We start from the raw sequence: 15,025 nt of genomic DNA on the forward strand, positions 1-15,025 counted from the left end.
CAAATGGTGTCTTCCGATGACAACCTGGTGCACAGCTGGAGACCGACTACGAAACGGAAGCGTGAAGGGTTGGAGCACCTGAGTCCTTCAGGTTTGCTCACTGTAACTGCCGCCCGCAAAAGCGCTACATGGCCTGACCAATGGCATGCATCTGTGATGGGAATCAAATGTGGGAGCGAGCCTGCTCGCGAAGGCCATTTCATATTCGACACAGATGTCGACTGAAGCAGCGCTTTCGCGAGCAGGCTCGCTCCCACAGTGGAGCATGTTTAGTTAAAGCAGGCTGATCGGGTAGCTGACGATCAACCGGTTCTCGTCGAACTCGTTGTTGCTGAAGTCGCGGCGCATGGTCGAGTTGCGCCATCTGACGTTCAAATCCTTCAAAGTCCCGCTCTGCACCGTGTAACCGAGTTCCGATTCGCGACCCCATTCCTTGCCGTCGGTGATCGTCCCGGTGTGCACGTTGTCGCCGCTGATGTAGCGGTTCATCAGGGTCAGGCCGGGGATGCCCATGGCGGCGAAGTTGTAGTCGTGACGCAACTGCCAGGAGCGTTCCTGAGCGTTGTCATAACTGGCGTTGTAGCTGTCGTTGGCCAGGGTGCCGCCACTGGTGCCGTTGACGCGCATCCAGGCGCTGTCGCCGGTGAGTTTTTGCAGGCCGAGGTAGAACGTGTTGCCGCCGTACTTGGCCGAAAACATCCCGTACCAGGTCTTGTTGTCCAGATCGCCGGCACGCGCGCTGCCATCTTCCTTGCCGTAGAAAAAGCCGAGGTTGGCGCCCAGCGTCCAGTCGCCGAGCGGCTGACTGTGCAGCACATTGAGGTACTGCTGGCTGTAGATGTCCTTGAGTTGCGCATTCCATAAGCCGATCTGTGTGCGCTTGTCGTTGAACAGGTATTCGCCGCCCTGGAAGTTGAAACGGTCAGAGGTGAACGCGGCTTTGCCGGTCATCGACATGTCGCTCATGCTGCTGTCGTCGCGCGGGCTGTTGGCGCGGAACTGGCCGCCATAGAGGGTCAGGCCGGCGATTTCCTTGGAGGTGATCTGGCCGCCACGGAAGGTTTGCGGCAGCGAGCGACCGTCGTCCGAACGCAGAATCGGCAATACCGGCATCCACTCGCCGACCTTCACCTCGGTCTGCGAAAGTCTGGCCTTGAACGCGACGTTGGTGCGACCGAAGTTGTCCGCCGGGCGGCCGTCATGGTCCAGCGGCAACAACTGCGTGCCGCCCGTGCCTTTGCCGCCATCAAGCTTGACCGAATACAGCCCGAGCACGTCCATGCCGAAACCGACGGTGCCTTGGGTGAAGCCGGATTTGGCGTCGAGGATGAAACTCTGCGTCCATTCTTCAGCCTTGCCCTGGGTTTTGGTCGGGTTGGTGAAGTTGCGGTTGATATAGAAGTTGCGCAGGTTCAGGTTGACCTTGGCGCCTTCAACGAAGCCGCCTTCTTCGGCGCTTGCCGGCAGGGCCAGACCGGCGATGGCCAGGGCGATCACAGCGGGCAATGCGTAGGGCACAGGGAAAACTGTCATGGACTTGGGTCTCTCTTGTTTTTTTAGGGCGAACGGCTGCGCTGTCGCGGCGGGTGCGGCGCAGGCAACGTGATGCAGGTCTGAGATGCAGCGGTGGCGGTCAGCCGGGCGGGGCAGGGCGCTGGAGCATGGTGTCGAACCTTGTTGTTATTGGTTTTCTGGTTCGAATGGTGAAGGGCCTGTGTGTTCAGGTTCAATTGCTGAAAGCGGGTTTTGGGCGGTTATCGAACAGCAAAAGATCGCAGCCTTCGGCCGCTCCTACTGGGAGATTGCATTTCAAATGTAGGAGCTGCCGAAGGCCGCGATCTTTTGATCTTCAAAAAACAAAAAGCCCACCAATAAGGTGGGCTTGATGTACTCAGCCGAGGATCAGAACAGCTTCATCTTCGGCGCTTCTTCTTTCAGCGCTTCGTTCTGCGCGGTCTGCGCATTCCAGCCACCACCCAGGGCCTTGTACAGGTTGACCGCACTGGTCAGCTGCGCGAGGCGGTCGGTGATCAGCGCTTGTTGTGCGCTGAACAACTGACGCTGGGCATCGAGGAAGGTCAGGTTGCTGTCGACGCCGATGCGATAGCGACGTTCGGCCAGGCGGTAGTAATCCTGGTTGGCCTGCACGAAGTCGCGCTGCGCTTGCAACTGCTCGGTGTAGGTCTGGCGGGCGGCGAGGCCGTCGGCGACTTCCTGGAAGGCGGTCTGGATGGACTTCTCGTAGTTCGCCACGCCAATGTCCTTCTGGATCTTGGCGTAGTCGAGGCTGGCGCGCAGGCTGCCGGCGTTGAAGATCGGCAGGTTGATCTGCGGCTGGAACAGCCACGTCCCCGAACCGCCCTTGAACAGGCCGGACAGGTCCGGGCTCAGGCTGCCCGCGTTGGCGGTCAGGCTGATGCTCGGGAAGAACGCTGCACGGGCCGCGCCGATGTTGGCGTTGGCCGCCTTCAGGTTGTACTCGGCCTGGAGGATGTCCGGACGACGTTGCAGCAGGTCCGAAGGCAGACCGGCCGGTACGTCGCTGAGCAGATCATCAGACAGCGGTTTGGCGGCTTGCAGATTGGCCGGGATACCGGTGCCGAGCAGCAGGGTCAGGCTGTTTTCGTCCTGCGCGACCTGGCGGGTATAACGCGCCAATTGTGCCCGGGCGTTTTCCACGGAAGTGCGCGACTGTGCCAGATCCAGCGCCGAGGCCACACCGACTTCGTTGCTGCGGCTGGTCAGCTTGTAGCTTTCTTCGAAGGCACCGAGGGTGTCCTGCGTCAGCTTGAGCAGTTCCTTGTCCGCTTGCCAGGTCAGGTAGGCATTGGCGACGTTGGCGACCAGACTGATCTGGGTGCTGCGGCGTGCTTCTTCGGTAGCGAAGTACTGTTGCAACGCTTGCTCGCTCAGGCTGCGCACCCGACCGAACAGGTCGAGTTCGTAGGCGCTGACGCCGACGGTGGCGGAATACGAACTGCTGATCATCGACTCGCCGGTCTGCGAGGCACGGGCCGGCAGACGCTGGCGGCTGCCGGCGGCATTGGCCGACACTGCCGGGAACAGGTCGGCGCGCTGGATGCGGTACTGCGCCGCGTAAGCGTCGATGTTCAGCGCCGCGACACGCAGGTCGCGGTTGTTTTCCAGGGCGACCTGGATCAGCTGTTGCAGGGCAGGGTCATGGAAAAACTGCTTCCAGCCCTGTTCGGCAGCGGCTTGCGCCGGAGCCTGGGCCGGCGAATATGCCGGCCCCTGCGGGTACTGGCCTGCGACCGGAGCCTCAGGCTGCTGATAGTCAGGTATCAGCGAGCAACCGCTCAGCACGAAGGCGGCGACTGCGATGGAGAGTAGCGACTTGCTCATTGGCCAGCCTCTTTAGGAGTTTCAGTAGTCTCATCCGAGTCGGTCTTTTTACGCTGACCGATGGACGACACAGTAACGAAGAACAGTGGGACCCAGAAGATCGCCAGGATCGTGGCCGTGAGCATACCGCCAATCACGCCGGTACCGATCGCGTGCTGACTGCCTGAGCCGGCGCCGGTGGAAATCGCCAGCGGCACAACGCCGAGAACGAAGGCCAGCGAGGTCATGATGATCGGGCGCAGACGCATGCGGCAGGCTTCGATTGCCGCTTCACGCAGGCTGCGTCCCTGTTCATGCAGTTCCTTGGCGAATTCGACGATCAGAATGGCGTTTTTAGCCGCCAGACCGATGGTCGTCAACAAGCCCACCTGGAAGTACACGTCGTTGGACAGACCGCGCAGGCTGGTAGCCATCAGTGCACCGATGATCCCCAGCGGTACCACGAGCATGACCGCGATCGGAATCGACCAGCTCTCATACAGCGCCGCCAGACACAGGAACACCATCAGCAGCGACAGGGCGTACAGCGCTGGCGCTTGCGAGCCGGACAGACGTTCCTCGTAGGACAGACCGGTCCAGGAGATACCGACACCGGCCGGCAGCTTCTTGGCAATCGCTTCGACTTCAGCCATCGCTTCACCGGTGGAGTAGCCCGGCGCCGGAGCCCCGAGGACCTCGACCGCTTCCACACCGTTGTAACGCGCCAGTTTCGGCGAACCGTAGACCCACTCACCCTTGGCGAACGCCGAGAACGGAACCATGGTGCCTTCGGCGTTGCGCACGTACCACTTCTTCAAGTCTTCGGGGCTCATGCGCGAATCCGGCTGGCCCTGCACGTAGACTTTCTTCACCCGACCACGGTCGATGAAGTCGTTGACGTAGCTACTGCCCAGCGCGATCGACAGGGTGTTGTTGATATCGCTGATGGTGATGCCGAGGGCACTGGCCTTCTCGTCGTCGATTTCCAGCTGGAACTGCGGCTCATCGTTCAGGCCGTTCGGACGCACCTGGGTCAGCACCTTGCTTTGCGCCGCCATGCCGAGGAACTGGTTACGCGCTTCCATCAGTTTTTCGTGACCGATACCGGCGCGGTCTTGCAGGAACACGTCGAAACCGGTGGCGTTACCCAATTCCAGAACCGCTGGCGGGGCGAAGGCAAACACCATCGCGTCGCGGAAGCTGAAGAAGTGTTGCTGGGCACGCGCGGCGAGCTTGAACACGCTGTTGTCGGCGTTACGCTCGCCCCACGGCTTGAGCATGATGAACGCCATACCCGAGCTCTGCCCACGGCCGGCGAAGTTGAAGCCGGTCACGGTGAACACCGAAGCCACCGCGTCCGCCTCACCACCATCCTTGTTCGGACGCAGCAGGTACTCACGCATTTCATCCACGACCACCTGCGTGCGCTGGGCACTGGAACCGGCCGGGGTCTGCACCTGGGCGAACAGTACGCCCTGGTCTTCTTCCGGCAGGAACGCGGTCGGGATGCGGGTGAACAGCCAGATCATGCCGACGACGATCAGCAGATACGCCAGCAGGTACGGCGCCTTGCGGGTCAGCATGTTGCCGACGCCGCGCTCGTAGCTGCGTACGCCACGGTCAAAGTTACGGTTGAACCAGCCGAAGAAACCTTTCTTCGGAGTACCGTGCTCGCCTTTCGGAATCGGCTTGAGCATGGTCGCGCACAGCGCCGGGGTGAAGATCAGGGCAACCAGCACCGACAGGGCCATCGCCGAAACGATGGTGATCGAGAACTGCTTGTAGATCACACCAGTGGAGCCGCTGAAGAATGCCATCGGCAGCAGTACCGCCGAGAGTACGAGGGCGATACCGACCAGTGCGCCCTGGATCTGGCCCATGGATTTCTTCGTCGCTTCCTTCGGTGACAAGCCTTCTTCGCTCATCACCCGCTCGACGTTTTCCACCACGACGATGGCATCGTCCACCAGCAGACCGATGGCCAGCACCATGCCGAACATGGTCAGGGTGTTGATGCTGAAACCGGCGGCGGCGAGGATGCCGAACGTACCGAGCAGTACCACCGGCACGGTCATCGTGGTGATGACGGTGGCGCGGAAGTTCTGCAGGAACAGGAACATCACCAGGAACACCAGCGCGATCGCTTCGACCAGAGTGTGCACCACGCCTTTGATCGACTCGGTCACCACCGGAGTGGTGTCGTACGGGAACACCACTTCCATGCCTTGCGGGAAGAACGGCTTGAGGCTGTCGATGGTGTTGCGCAGCGCTTTGGCGGTATCGAGGGCGTTGGCGCCGTTGGCCAGTTTCACCGCCAGACCGGAAGCCGGGCTGCCGTTGAACTGGGCGCTGATCGCGTAGTTCTCGCCGCCGAGACCAACTTCAGCCACGTCTTTGAGGCGAACCTGCGAGCCGTCCTTGTTGACCTTGAGCAGGATTTCCTTGAACTGCTCAGCGGTCTGCAGACGGGTCTTGCCGATGATCGTCGCGTTCAGTTGCTGGCCCTGCACGGCAGGCAAGCCACCGAGCTGACCGGACGACACCTGGACGTTCTGCGCAGCAATGGCGTTCTTCACGTCGACCGGGGTCAGGTTGAAGTTGTTCAACTTGGCCGGGTCGAGCCAGATACGCATCGCGTACTGCGCACCGAAGACCTGGAAGTCACCGACACCGGCGGTGCGCGAGATCGGGTCCTGCATGTTCGACACGATGTAGTTGGACAGGTCGTCCTTGCTCATGCTGCCGTCACGCGAAACCACGCCGATCACCAGCAGGAAGTTCTTCACTGCCTTGGTCACGCGGATACCCTGTTGTTGCACTTCCTGCGGCAGCAGCGGGGTGGCCAGGTTCAGCTTGTTCTGGACCTGTACCTGCGCGGTGTCGGAGTTGGTGCCTTGCTCGAAGGTCGCGGTGATGGTCATGCTGCCGTCGGAGTTACTTTCCGACGACACATAACGCAGGTTGTCGATACCGTTGAGCTGTTGCTCGATGACCTGGACCACGGTGTCCTGCACGGTTTGTGCGGACGCACCCGGGTAGGTCACCTGGATCGCAATGGCCGGTGGCGCAATGCTCGGGTATTGGTTGATCGGCAATTTCAGGATCGAAAGTGCCCCGACCAGCATGATCACCAGGGCGATTACCCAGGCGAAAATCGGACGGTCGATGAAGAATTTTGACATGGGTTACTCCCCTTTGCCGCCGGCGGCTTTGTCAGCTGCCTGTGCGGGGGCCGGGTTCTTGGTGCCGACGTTAGTCGCCTCGGTCGCTTTGACCTCGACGCCCGGTTTGACGTACTGCAGCCCTTCGGTGATCAGACGATCGCCGGCTTTCAGGCCGTCTTCGATCAGCCACTGGCTGCCGACGGTGCGGCTGGCCTTGAGCTGACGCAGTTCGACCTTGTTGTCGGCGCCGACGACCAGTGCGGTCGGGGTGCCTTTGAGGTCGCGGGTCACGCCTTGCTGTGGCGCGAGGATCGCTGCGCTGTTGACGCCGGCCTGCAACTGGGCGTGGACGAACATGCCTGGCAGCAGGGTGTGATCGGGGTTGGGGAACACGGCGCGCAGGGTCACCGAGCCGGTGGTCTGGTCAACCGAGACTTCGGAGAATTCCAGCTTGCCGTCGAGCTTGTACTGGCTGCCGTCTTCCAGGGTCAGCTTGACCGCAGCGGCGTTGTCGCCAGCCTTCTGCAGACGGCCGCTTTCCAGTTCGCGGCGCAGTTCCAGCAGTTCCACCGACGACTGGGTGACGTCGACGTAGATCGGATCGAGCTGCTGAATCACTGCCATTGCATCGGCCTGGCCATTGCTGACCAGTGCGCCTTCGGTCACCGAAGAGCGGCCGATACGGCCGGAAATCGGCGCATAGACCTTGGTGTAACGCACGTTGATCTGCGCAGTCTGAAGCGACGCTTCCGATTGCAGGCGGTTGGCCAATGCGGTGTCGTATTCCTGACGGCTTACGGCTTGCTCATCGACCAGTTGCTTGTAGCGGTCGGAGATCGACTTGGTCGAACGCAGGTTGGCTTCGGCACTTTTCAGCGTCGCTTCATAGACCGACGGATCGATCTGATAAAGCTGCTGACCGGCTTTGACGTCGGCGCCTTCCTTGAACAGGCGCTTGAGAATGATGCCGTTGACCTGCGGGCGAACTTCAGCGATGCGGAACGCACTGGTGCGGCCCGGAAGTTCCGAGGTCAGGGTAAAGGCTTGTGGTTGCAGGGTGACGACGCCGACCTGAGGGGGCGGAGCGGCTGGGGCCGCTTCTTCCTTTTTACATCCGCTGAGCAGCGATGCCAGGGCGACGGCAGTGACCAGAGCGGTAACAGCTGGCTTGAATTGCATGAAGATCCTCGGGTCAGGCGCGCATGAAGCGCACAAGAAGTGTGAAAGAGTAAAAATCGGGCACCGGGTGGATAAGTAGCTTGCTAAGTAATATACTTACGTTCATGGTTGTTTGTAAACACCTGCGCCGCGTACCCACCCTGATACAAAAGTCGTCGCAAGGTTTGAAATTGTAGGCCGGGGAGTCGATTCACGAGAGATCGCCCCCTCTTTATTCAGCGGATATTCAGCCATCCCTGAAACATCCTGTTTGAGGTTTTACTGCCATGGTCCGTCGTACCAAAGAGGAAGCTCAGGAAACCCGCAGCCAGATTCTGGAAGCGGCCGAGAAAGCCTTTTATGAAAGGGGGGTTGCCCGCACCACCCTGGCGGACATCGCGACCCTCGCCGGCGTAACGCGTGGCGCCATCTACTGGCATTTCAGCAACAAGGCCGATCTGGTCCAGGCGATGCTCGACAGCCTGCACGAACCGCTGGATGAACTGGCCAAGGCCAGCGAAAGCGAGGACGAACCGGACCCGCTGGGCTGCATGCGGCAGTTGCTGATTCATTTGTTTCATCAAGTTGCACTGGACCCGAAAACCCGGCGCATCAACGAAATTCTGTTTCATAAGTGCGAGTTCACCGATGAAATGTGCGATCTGCGCCAGCAGCGCCGGACGGCCAGTCTCGATTGCAATCTGCGCATCGGCCTGACCCTGCGTAATGCGGTGAATCGCGGCCAGTTGCCGGAAGACCTCGACACTGCCCGCGCGGCCATCAGCATTCATGCCTACATCGACGGCCTGCTGTACGGCTGGCTGCTGGCCCCGGACAGCTTCGAACTGCATGCCGAGGCTGAACGCTGGGTCGACACCGGGCTGGACATGCTGCGCCTGAGCCCAAGCCTGCGCAAATGAAACAAAATGCGCAATTGCCCGGCAGGATGTCAATCAGCCGCCATGGCTGATCATCGCGGCGGGGAGTTTAAACGTAGCGAGTCGTGGATTTTGTAGGGAAATTGTGTAGCTCTTGTGAATCCGTGTTTCGCCGCTTTTCCCTCACCCTAGCCCTCTCCCACAGGGAGAGGGGACCGACCGGGTTGTTTGGCCAAGCTGGGCCGATCTGAAATATCCCGCCGAACTCAAAGTTTGAAAAGCACAGCAATCGGCTCCCTCTCCCTCGGGAGAGGGCTGGGCGGGCGGCGTTCCGATGAGGGGCTACGCCGGGTGCCACGCAACAAGTCTGAAGCCGAACAACAAAAAGCCCCTGACTCTCAAAAGTCAGGGGCTTTTTCATTTCTGCGCTACAGCCTGATTACAAGGTCGGATAGTCGATGTAACCGACCGGACCTTTACCGTAGAAAGTCTCTGGATGCGGCTCGTTCAGCGGCGCATCAGCCTGCAAACGTGCCGGCAGGTCCGGGTTGGCAATGAACGGCACGCCGAACGCCACCGCGTCAGCCTTACCGCTGGCCAGCCACGCGTTGGCGCTTTCCTTGGTGAATTTCTCGTTGGCGATGTACGGGCCACCGAAAGCTTCTTTCAGTTGCGGGCCGAGGCTGTCGGCGCCTTCTTTTTCACGCGAGCAGATGAACGCGATGCCACGCTTGCCCAGTTCACGGGCGACGTAGGTGAAGGTCTCGGCAAGATTGTCATCGCCCATGTCGTGGGAATCGGCACGCGGTGCCAGGTGCACACCAACGCGGCCAGCGCCCCAGACTTCGATCGCGGCGTCGGTCACTTCCAGCAGCAGGCGCGCACGGTTTTCCAGCGAGCCGCCGTACTGGTCGGTGCGCTGGTTGGTGCTGCTTTGCAGGAACTGGTCGAGCAGGTAGCCGTTGGCGCCGTGGATTTCCACGCCGTCGAAACCGGCGGCCTTGGCGTTCTCGGCACCGGTGCGGTAGGCGTCGACGATGTCGGCGATTTCAGCGGTTTCCAGAGCGCGCGGCGTTGGGTAGTCGGCCAGTGGGCGCACCAGGCTGACGTGGCCCTTTGGCTGGATGGCGCTTGGCGCGACCGGTGCTTCACCGTTCAGGTACGAAGGGTGAGAAATGCGGCCAACGTGCCACAGTTGCAGGAAGATCTTGCCGCCGGCGCCGTGAATCGCTTTGGTCACGTTGGCCCAGCCACGCACTTGATCGTTGGACCAGATGCCCGGGGTGTCCGGGTAGCCGACGCCCATCGGCGTTACCGAAGTGGCTTCGCTGAGGATCAGGCCAGCCGAGGCGCGTTGTACGTAGTATTCGGCCATCAGCGCGTTCGGCACACGGCCTTCGTCGGCGCGGCAGCGGGTCAGCGGGGCCATGATAATGCGGTTGTTCAGCTCGATGTCGCCGAGTTTGATCGGGTCGAAAATAGTCGCCATGTCTAAAAGCCTCTCTTTAATAAAGGAAGTTGATCAGTTGGAAGCAGGGGCCAGCTCGGCACTGCCGTTCTGGCGGAAGGTAATCAGGGTCACCAGCAGGGCAAGTACGGCCAGCGCGGCGGCGGCCAGTGGCACGCTGGTCAGGCCGTAGCCGTGGGCGATGACGCTGCCGCCGACCCAAGCGCCAAGCGCGTTGCCGACGTTGAAAGCGCCGATGTTCAGGGTCGAAACCAGGTTCGGCGCAGCCTTGCCGAAGGTCACCACGTTGACTTGCAGCGCGGGCACAGCGGCGAAACACGCGGTGGCCCAGAGGAACAGGGTGATTTCAGTCGGGATCAGCGCGACGCTGGTCCAGCTCAGCACCGTGGAAACCACGGCCATGGCGATGAACACGCCGATCAGCGTGGCGGCCATGCCTTTATCGGCGAGTTTGCCGCCGATGATGTTGCCGACCGTCAGGCCCAGACCGATCAGCATCAGTGTCCAGGTCACGCCACGCGGCGACACGCCGGTGACTTCGCCAAGCAGTGGCGCAACGTAGGTGAACAGGGTGAAGACCGAGGCGGCGAACAGCGCGGTCATGCTCAGCGACAGCCAGATGCCGGCGCCTTTGAGCGCGGCGAGTTCGGCGCGCATGTCGAGTTTCTCTTCGTCACGCTTGGCCGGCAGAAAGCGGATCAGGCCGATCAGCGCGATCACACCGATGACGGTCACTGCCCAGAAGGTCGAACGCCAGCCGGCTTCCTGACCCAATGCGGTGCCCAGCGGTACGCCAAGTACGTTGGCCAGGGTCAGGCCGGTGAACATCAAGGCTACTGCCGAGGCACGTTTGTTGGGCGCGACCAGATTGGCCGCCACCACCGAGCCGATGCCGAAGAACGCGCCGTGACACAGCGCGGTGACTACCCGGGCAAACATCAGCACGTTGTAGTCGCTGGCGATGGCGCAGAGCAGGTTGCCGACAATGAAGATGCCCATCAACGCCACCAGCGCTGCCTTGCGCGGCAACCTGGCGGTGGCCAGCGCCATGAACGGTGCACCGATGGCCACGCCCAGGGCGTACCCGGTGACCAGCCAGCCGGCGCCGGGAATCGACACACCGAGGTCCGCCGCCACGTCGGGCAGCAGGCCCATGATGACGAACTCGGTGGTGCCGATGGCGAAGGCGCTCAGGGCGAGGATGAGAAGCGAAAGGGGCATGCAGGTTTCCTTGTCGGCTGACTGACGTTAAGGGTCAGAGCTCTTTACTGAGAGTGCTGAGAAACGCCTGGATGACGTCCTCGTTACGTTTGAAGAAATGCCACTGCCCGGCCTTCTGGCTGCTGATCAGCCCGGCCCGTTGCAACGTCGCCAGGTGGGCCGACACGGTCGATTGCGACAGGCCGCAACGCTGATCGATCTGCCCGGCGCAAATACCGTATTCATGGTTGTGCAACTGCTCGGGGAATTCGCCTTTCGGGTCCTTCAGCCAGTTGAGGATGTCTCGCCGTACTGGGTGCGCCAGGGCTTTTATTATTTCGTCGAGGTCGAGGTTCATGGCTTGGGCTCGTGTTGGCAGTAGCGATATATCGCGATGGGACGAACTTTAAATCGTTGGATCGCGATATACCAATATGAATTCGGTCTGACGAGCGCATAAATCGTTATATCGGGTTATAACGATACGAGGGTGCTGAATGTCCGAACCCAGTGCTAAGCTGCGCCCATGAACTATCTCGCGCATTTGCATCTCGGCGGCCAGCGCCCTGGTCAGTTACTCGGCAGCCTGTATGGCGACTTCGTCAAAGGTCGGCTGCAAGGCCAATTCGACCCCGAGGTAGAGGCGGCGATTGCACTGCATCGGCGCATCGACGTGTTCACCGATCGGCATCCACTGGTCGACATCGCTCTGGGCCGCTTCAACGAAACGCGGCGGCGTTATGCCGGAATCGTCCTCGATGTGTTTTTCGACCATTGCCTGGCGCGGGACTGGACGCTGTATGCCGATCGACCGCTGGAGCAGTTCACCGCAGACGTCTATCAGGTGCTGTCCCGCGAACGGCAATTGCCGGAGCGGCTGGCAAAGATCGCCCCGCACATGGTCGCCAACGACTGGCTGGGCTCGTATCGCGAATTTGAGGTGCTGGAACAGGTGCTGCGCGGGATCTCGCGACGGCTGACCAGGCCGGAGGAATTGGCCGGGGCAATGGCGGAGTTGCGGCGGTTGTATGAGCCGTTGAGTGAAGACTTCAGCTTGTTCTACCCGCAATTGCAGGATTTCGCACAAAACTCTGATCCACTGAAGATCTGAATGTGGGAGCGAGCCTGCTCGCGAAGGCGTCCTGTCAGTCAATATATTCGGCGACTGACAGGTCGCATTCGCGAGCAGGCTCGCTCCCACAGGGGATTTGTATTTTCAGGCGGCGATCAAATCGCCTGCGCGACGCGGTTCGGCAGGTTTCGCCACCTCACCAAACAACACCTTCTGCACCGCCTGCTGCGCTTCGAACGCCAGCGCCGCGCGCTCGCGGCCCTGACAGGCAATCGGCTTGAGCAGATGCACCTCGACATCGCCGCAGTCATGGCTGAACAGGCGCATCAGATGCGAGAGCAAATCATCGTCACCAATGAACGGTGCGAGCGTATCGATTTCGCCGTCACGCAGATAACGAATCGCCACCGGTTGCAGCATCACTTCGGAATCGATCGCCGCCGACAGCAGGCGACCATGAAAGGTGCGCAGCGAACGGCCATCGGTGGTGGTGCCTTCGGGGAACATCAGCAGTGCATGTTCAGTTTGCAGATGGCGGGTCATCTGCTTGCGGATCAACTGACTGTCGCCCGACCCACGGCGGATGAACAGGCTGCCGGCTTTGGCTGCGAGCCAGCCGGCCACCGGCCAGGTGCGCACTTCGGCCTTGGACAGAAACGACAGCGGCGTGAGCATGCCCAGCAGCGGAATGTCGGTCCACGACACGTGATTGCTGACCCACAGCATCGGCTGTTTTGGCAGCTCGCCATGCACGCTCACGCGAAAGGGCAGGGCATTGCTCAAACGCGCCATGAAAAAACGCGACCAGCGCTGCCGCCGCTCCATCGAGTGCGCCAGACCAATGCGCTCGAACACGCCGAAGACGCTCGCCATGGTCAGCCCCAGCGTCACCACCAGCAGCACTCGCGCGATTCGCGCGTACACCCGCAACCGGCTCATCACACCGCCGCCTTGAAGTGTTTGGCGTAGCGCGGGCAGAGTTCGTCGCGCTTGAGCAGGATGAACACGTCGGCCACCTGGAAGTCTTCGTCCCAGCACGGCTCGCCGCAGATCTTCGCGCCGAGGCGCATGTAGGCCTTGAGCAGCGGCGGCATTTCGGCGATGACGTTGGACGGAATATCCAGCGTCGGCAGAGGATTTTTCGGCTCGGCGCGCAGGTGTTCGGTGCACAGATAACGTTCGCGCAGACGCTGCATGATCGCGTGGGCCTGAATGCCGCCGTCCTGCATCGGGATGCTCGCGCAACCCATCAGGTAGCTGTAGCCGCCCTGATTGAGCACTTCGGCCAATTCGCCCCAGAGCACGGCGATGGTGCCGCCGTTGCGGTACGCCGGATCGACGCAGGTGCGGCCGATTTCCAGGATCGGGCCTTGCAGATGGGCGAGGCCGTGCAGGCTGAATTCTTCTTCGCTGTAGAACTTGCCGAGGCTGCTGGCGGCAGTGTGATCGAGCAGACGCGTGGTGGCGACCAGGCGCCCGGTGTTCAGGTCACGCACGCCGATGTGGCTGCAGTGAACATCATAATCATCCATGTCCAGACCCAGTTCGGCGCCTTTCAGTTTGGCGTTGAACTCGCCACTGAAGACGGCGAAGCGCAGGGCCTGGGCTTGCTGCAAGGCTTCGGCGCCGATCAGGCGTTCGGCTTGCAGGCGGCGTTCATTGCCGGTGTCGCTGATGCGGGCGATTTGCGTCATGTGAATCTCCGTACGGGCCTTTAACCCGTCGTGGGTTGCAGCCGATCGACTTTCTTTATGCAGCCGTGTTGTGCAAAGTCAGGCTATGTAGCCCCGGTGTCATCGCCATGAACGTTCGGTGATGCTTATATGACAGCCCACAAGGAGGCGCCCATGCCCTGGCCAGATCTGCTGCACCGCCGTGAACGCTTGCCCGCCGCAGCTGATCTGGCCGAGGGCTTTGCAACGTTGTTGCAGACGCTGGGCAACGTCACGCCGTTCGAATTGGCGGTGGCCGGCGGGCGGCGGATGGCGACGCCGGGGCTGGCGTTTCTGGTGGGTTATCAGGCGGCGCTGCGCATGTTGTGGCCGAGCGCGCCGCTGAGCCTCGGCGCCTTGTGCGCGACCGAGCAACGCAGCCTGCGTCCGGCCGATATGCAAACGCGGCTGCGCGATTTGCGCTTGAGTGGGCGCAAGGATTTCGTCACCGCAGGCGACGCCGCCGATTGGTTACTGGTGGCTGCGCGCAGTGAGGAGCCTGGCGAAACACCGCGCCTGAGTCTGGCGGTGGTGTATCCCGGCGAGCCCGGCGTGAAGGTGGAAAAACTTCCGGCGTTGCCGTTGATGCCGGACATCAGCCACGGTCGCCTGTACCTCGACGGCGCCCTGTGCGAATTGCTCGCTGGCGATGGCTGGGACGCCTACGTCAAACCGTTTCGCACCCTTGAAGATGTCTACGTGCTCAGCGCCATGACCGCGTGGTTGTACGGCGTCGGCCAGGACAGCGACTGGCCGCAGGCCCTGCAATTGCGTTTGCTGGCGCTGCTGGCCGGGTGCGCCGAGGCCAGCCGGCAAGCGCCGAACAATCCGCCCGGGCATGTGCTGTTGGGCGGGTTGTTTGCGCAGTTTGAAGCGCTGGCGGGGGAGGTTGATGAAGCGCTGGGCAATGGCCCAGCGGAGTGGGCGCAGATGTGGCAGCGGGACAAGGGCGTGATGCAGTTGGCGGCGGGGGCGAGGGCCAAGCGGTTGGCTAAGGCTATGGCGGTGACCTGAGCGGCCCCTTCGCGAGC

At 61.5% G+C, this 15,025-nt stretch carries 12 protein-coding genes; 3 read left to right on the plus strand and 9 right to left on the minus strand.

Going from position 1 to position 15,025, the window contains the following annotated elements; translation table 11 throughout:
* Positions 1–273: 273 nt before the first annotated feature.
* The 4 genes from AB4O45_RS19640 to emhA form a co-directional block, all read right to left on the minus strand.
* Positions 274–1,533 (minus strand): OprD family porin, encoded by a 1,260-nt coding sequence (locus AB4O45_RS19640; RefSeq protein ID WP_460160446.1) that lies wholly within the window; start codon positions 1,531–1,533, stop codon positions 274–276.
* Positions 1,534–1,902: 369 nt separating this feature from the next.
* The gene (emhC, locus tag AB4O45_RS19645) at positions 1,903–3,363 is read right to left on the minus strand and encodes an efflux RND transporter outer membrane subunit EmhC (RefSeq protein WP_024011945.1); all 1,461 of its coding nucleotides are present in this window, start codon (positions 3,361–3,363) and stop codon (positions 1,903–1,905) included.
* Entirely contained in the window at positions 3,360–6,524 is a 3,165-nt protein-coding gene (gene emhB, locus AB4O45_RS19650) for an efflux RND transporter permease subunit EmhB (RefSeq protein ID WP_252887427.1), read from the minus strand. Before emhB ends, emhC begins: the two co-directional genes overlap by 4 nt.
* A gap of 3 nt (positions 6,525–6,527) precedes the next feature.
* Positions 6,528–7,685, minus strand: coding sequence for an efflux RND transporter periplasmic adaptor subunit EmhA (gene emhA, locus AB4O45_RS19655; protein WP_039762673.1), 1,158 nt, complete (start codon positions 7,683–7,685; stop codon positions 6,528–6,530).
* A 266-nt stretch (positions 7,686–7,951) separates the two neighbouring features.
* Between emhA and emhR the strand changes: the two genes are divergently transcribed.
* Positions 7,952–8,584: an efflux system transcriptional repressor EmhR gene (gene emhR / locus AB4O45_RS19660; protein ID WP_016771330.1), complete on the plus strand. Its 633-nt coding sequence runs from the start codon at positions 7,952–7,954 to the stop codon at positions 8,582–8,584.
* A gap of 397 nt (positions 8,585–8,981) precedes the next feature.
* Here the strand turns inward: emhR and AB4O45_RS19665 are convergent, their stop codons facing one another.
* From AB4O45_RS19665 to AB4O45_RS19675, 3 genes are read right to left on the minus strand one after another with little or no spacing between them, the layout of a single operon-like run.
* Entirely contained in the window at positions 8,982–10,031 is a 1,050-nt protein-coding gene (locus AB4O45_RS19665; RefSeq protein WP_041478907.1) for an alkene reductase, read from the minus strand.
* Between the two features lie 33 nt (positions 10,032–10,064).
* Positions 10,065–11,231, minus strand: a complete 1,167-nt coding sequence (locus AB4O45_RS19670) for an MFS transporter (protein WP_460094128.1) — start codon at positions 11,229–11,231, stop codon at positions 10,065–10,067.
* A gap of 34 nt (positions 11,232–11,265) precedes the next feature.
* Positions 11,266–11,568 carry an ArsR/SmtB family transcription factor gene (locus AB4O45_RS19675; protein WP_016771327.1) on the minus strand — a complete coding sequence of 101 codons (303 nt, stop codon included), beginning with the start codon at positions 11,566–11,568 and terminating at the stop codon, positions 11,266–11,268.
* A gap of 168 nt (positions 11,569–11,736) precedes the next feature.
* On the opposite strand from AB4O45_RS19675, the gene AB4O45_RS19680 reads away from it, so the two are divergent.
* A complete protein-coding gene (locus tag AB4O45_RS19680) occupies positions 11,737–12,321 on the plus strand; it encodes an acyl carrier protein phosphodiesterase (RefSeq protein WP_150636452.1) in 585 nt (194 codons plus the stop codon).
* 105 nt (positions 12,322–12,426) lie between these two features.
* Here AB4O45_RS19680 and AB4O45_RS19685 read toward each other — a convergent pair whose 3' ends face one another.
* Positions 12,427–13,221, minus strand: coding sequence for a lysophospholipid acyltransferase family protein (locus AB4O45_RS19685; protein WP_122691696.1), 795 nt, complete (start codon positions 13,219–13,221; stop codon positions 12,427–12,429).
* On the minus strand, positions 13,221–13,976 hold the full coding sequence (gene olsB, locus AB4O45_RS19690) for an L-ornithine N(alpha)-acyltransferase (RefSeq protein WP_016771324.1): 756 nt from the start codon (positions 13,974–13,976) through the stop codon (positions 13,221–13,223). Before olsB ends, AB4O45_RS19685 begins: the two co-directional genes overlap by 1 nt.
* Before the next feature lie 153 nt (positions 13,977–14,129).
* Between olsB and AB4O45_RS19695 the strand changes: the two genes are divergently transcribed.
* The gene (locus tag AB4O45_RS19695) at positions 14,130–15,008 is read left to right on the plus strand and encodes an acyl-CoA dehydrogenase middle domain-containing protein (RefSeq protein WP_460160447.1); all 879 of its coding nucleotides are present in this window, start codon (positions 14,130–14,132) and stop codon (positions 15,006–15,008) included.
* Positions 15,009–15,025 lie beyond the last annotated feature (17 nt).

This window comes from Pseudomonas sp. S2_B10 (assembly GCF_054668425.1).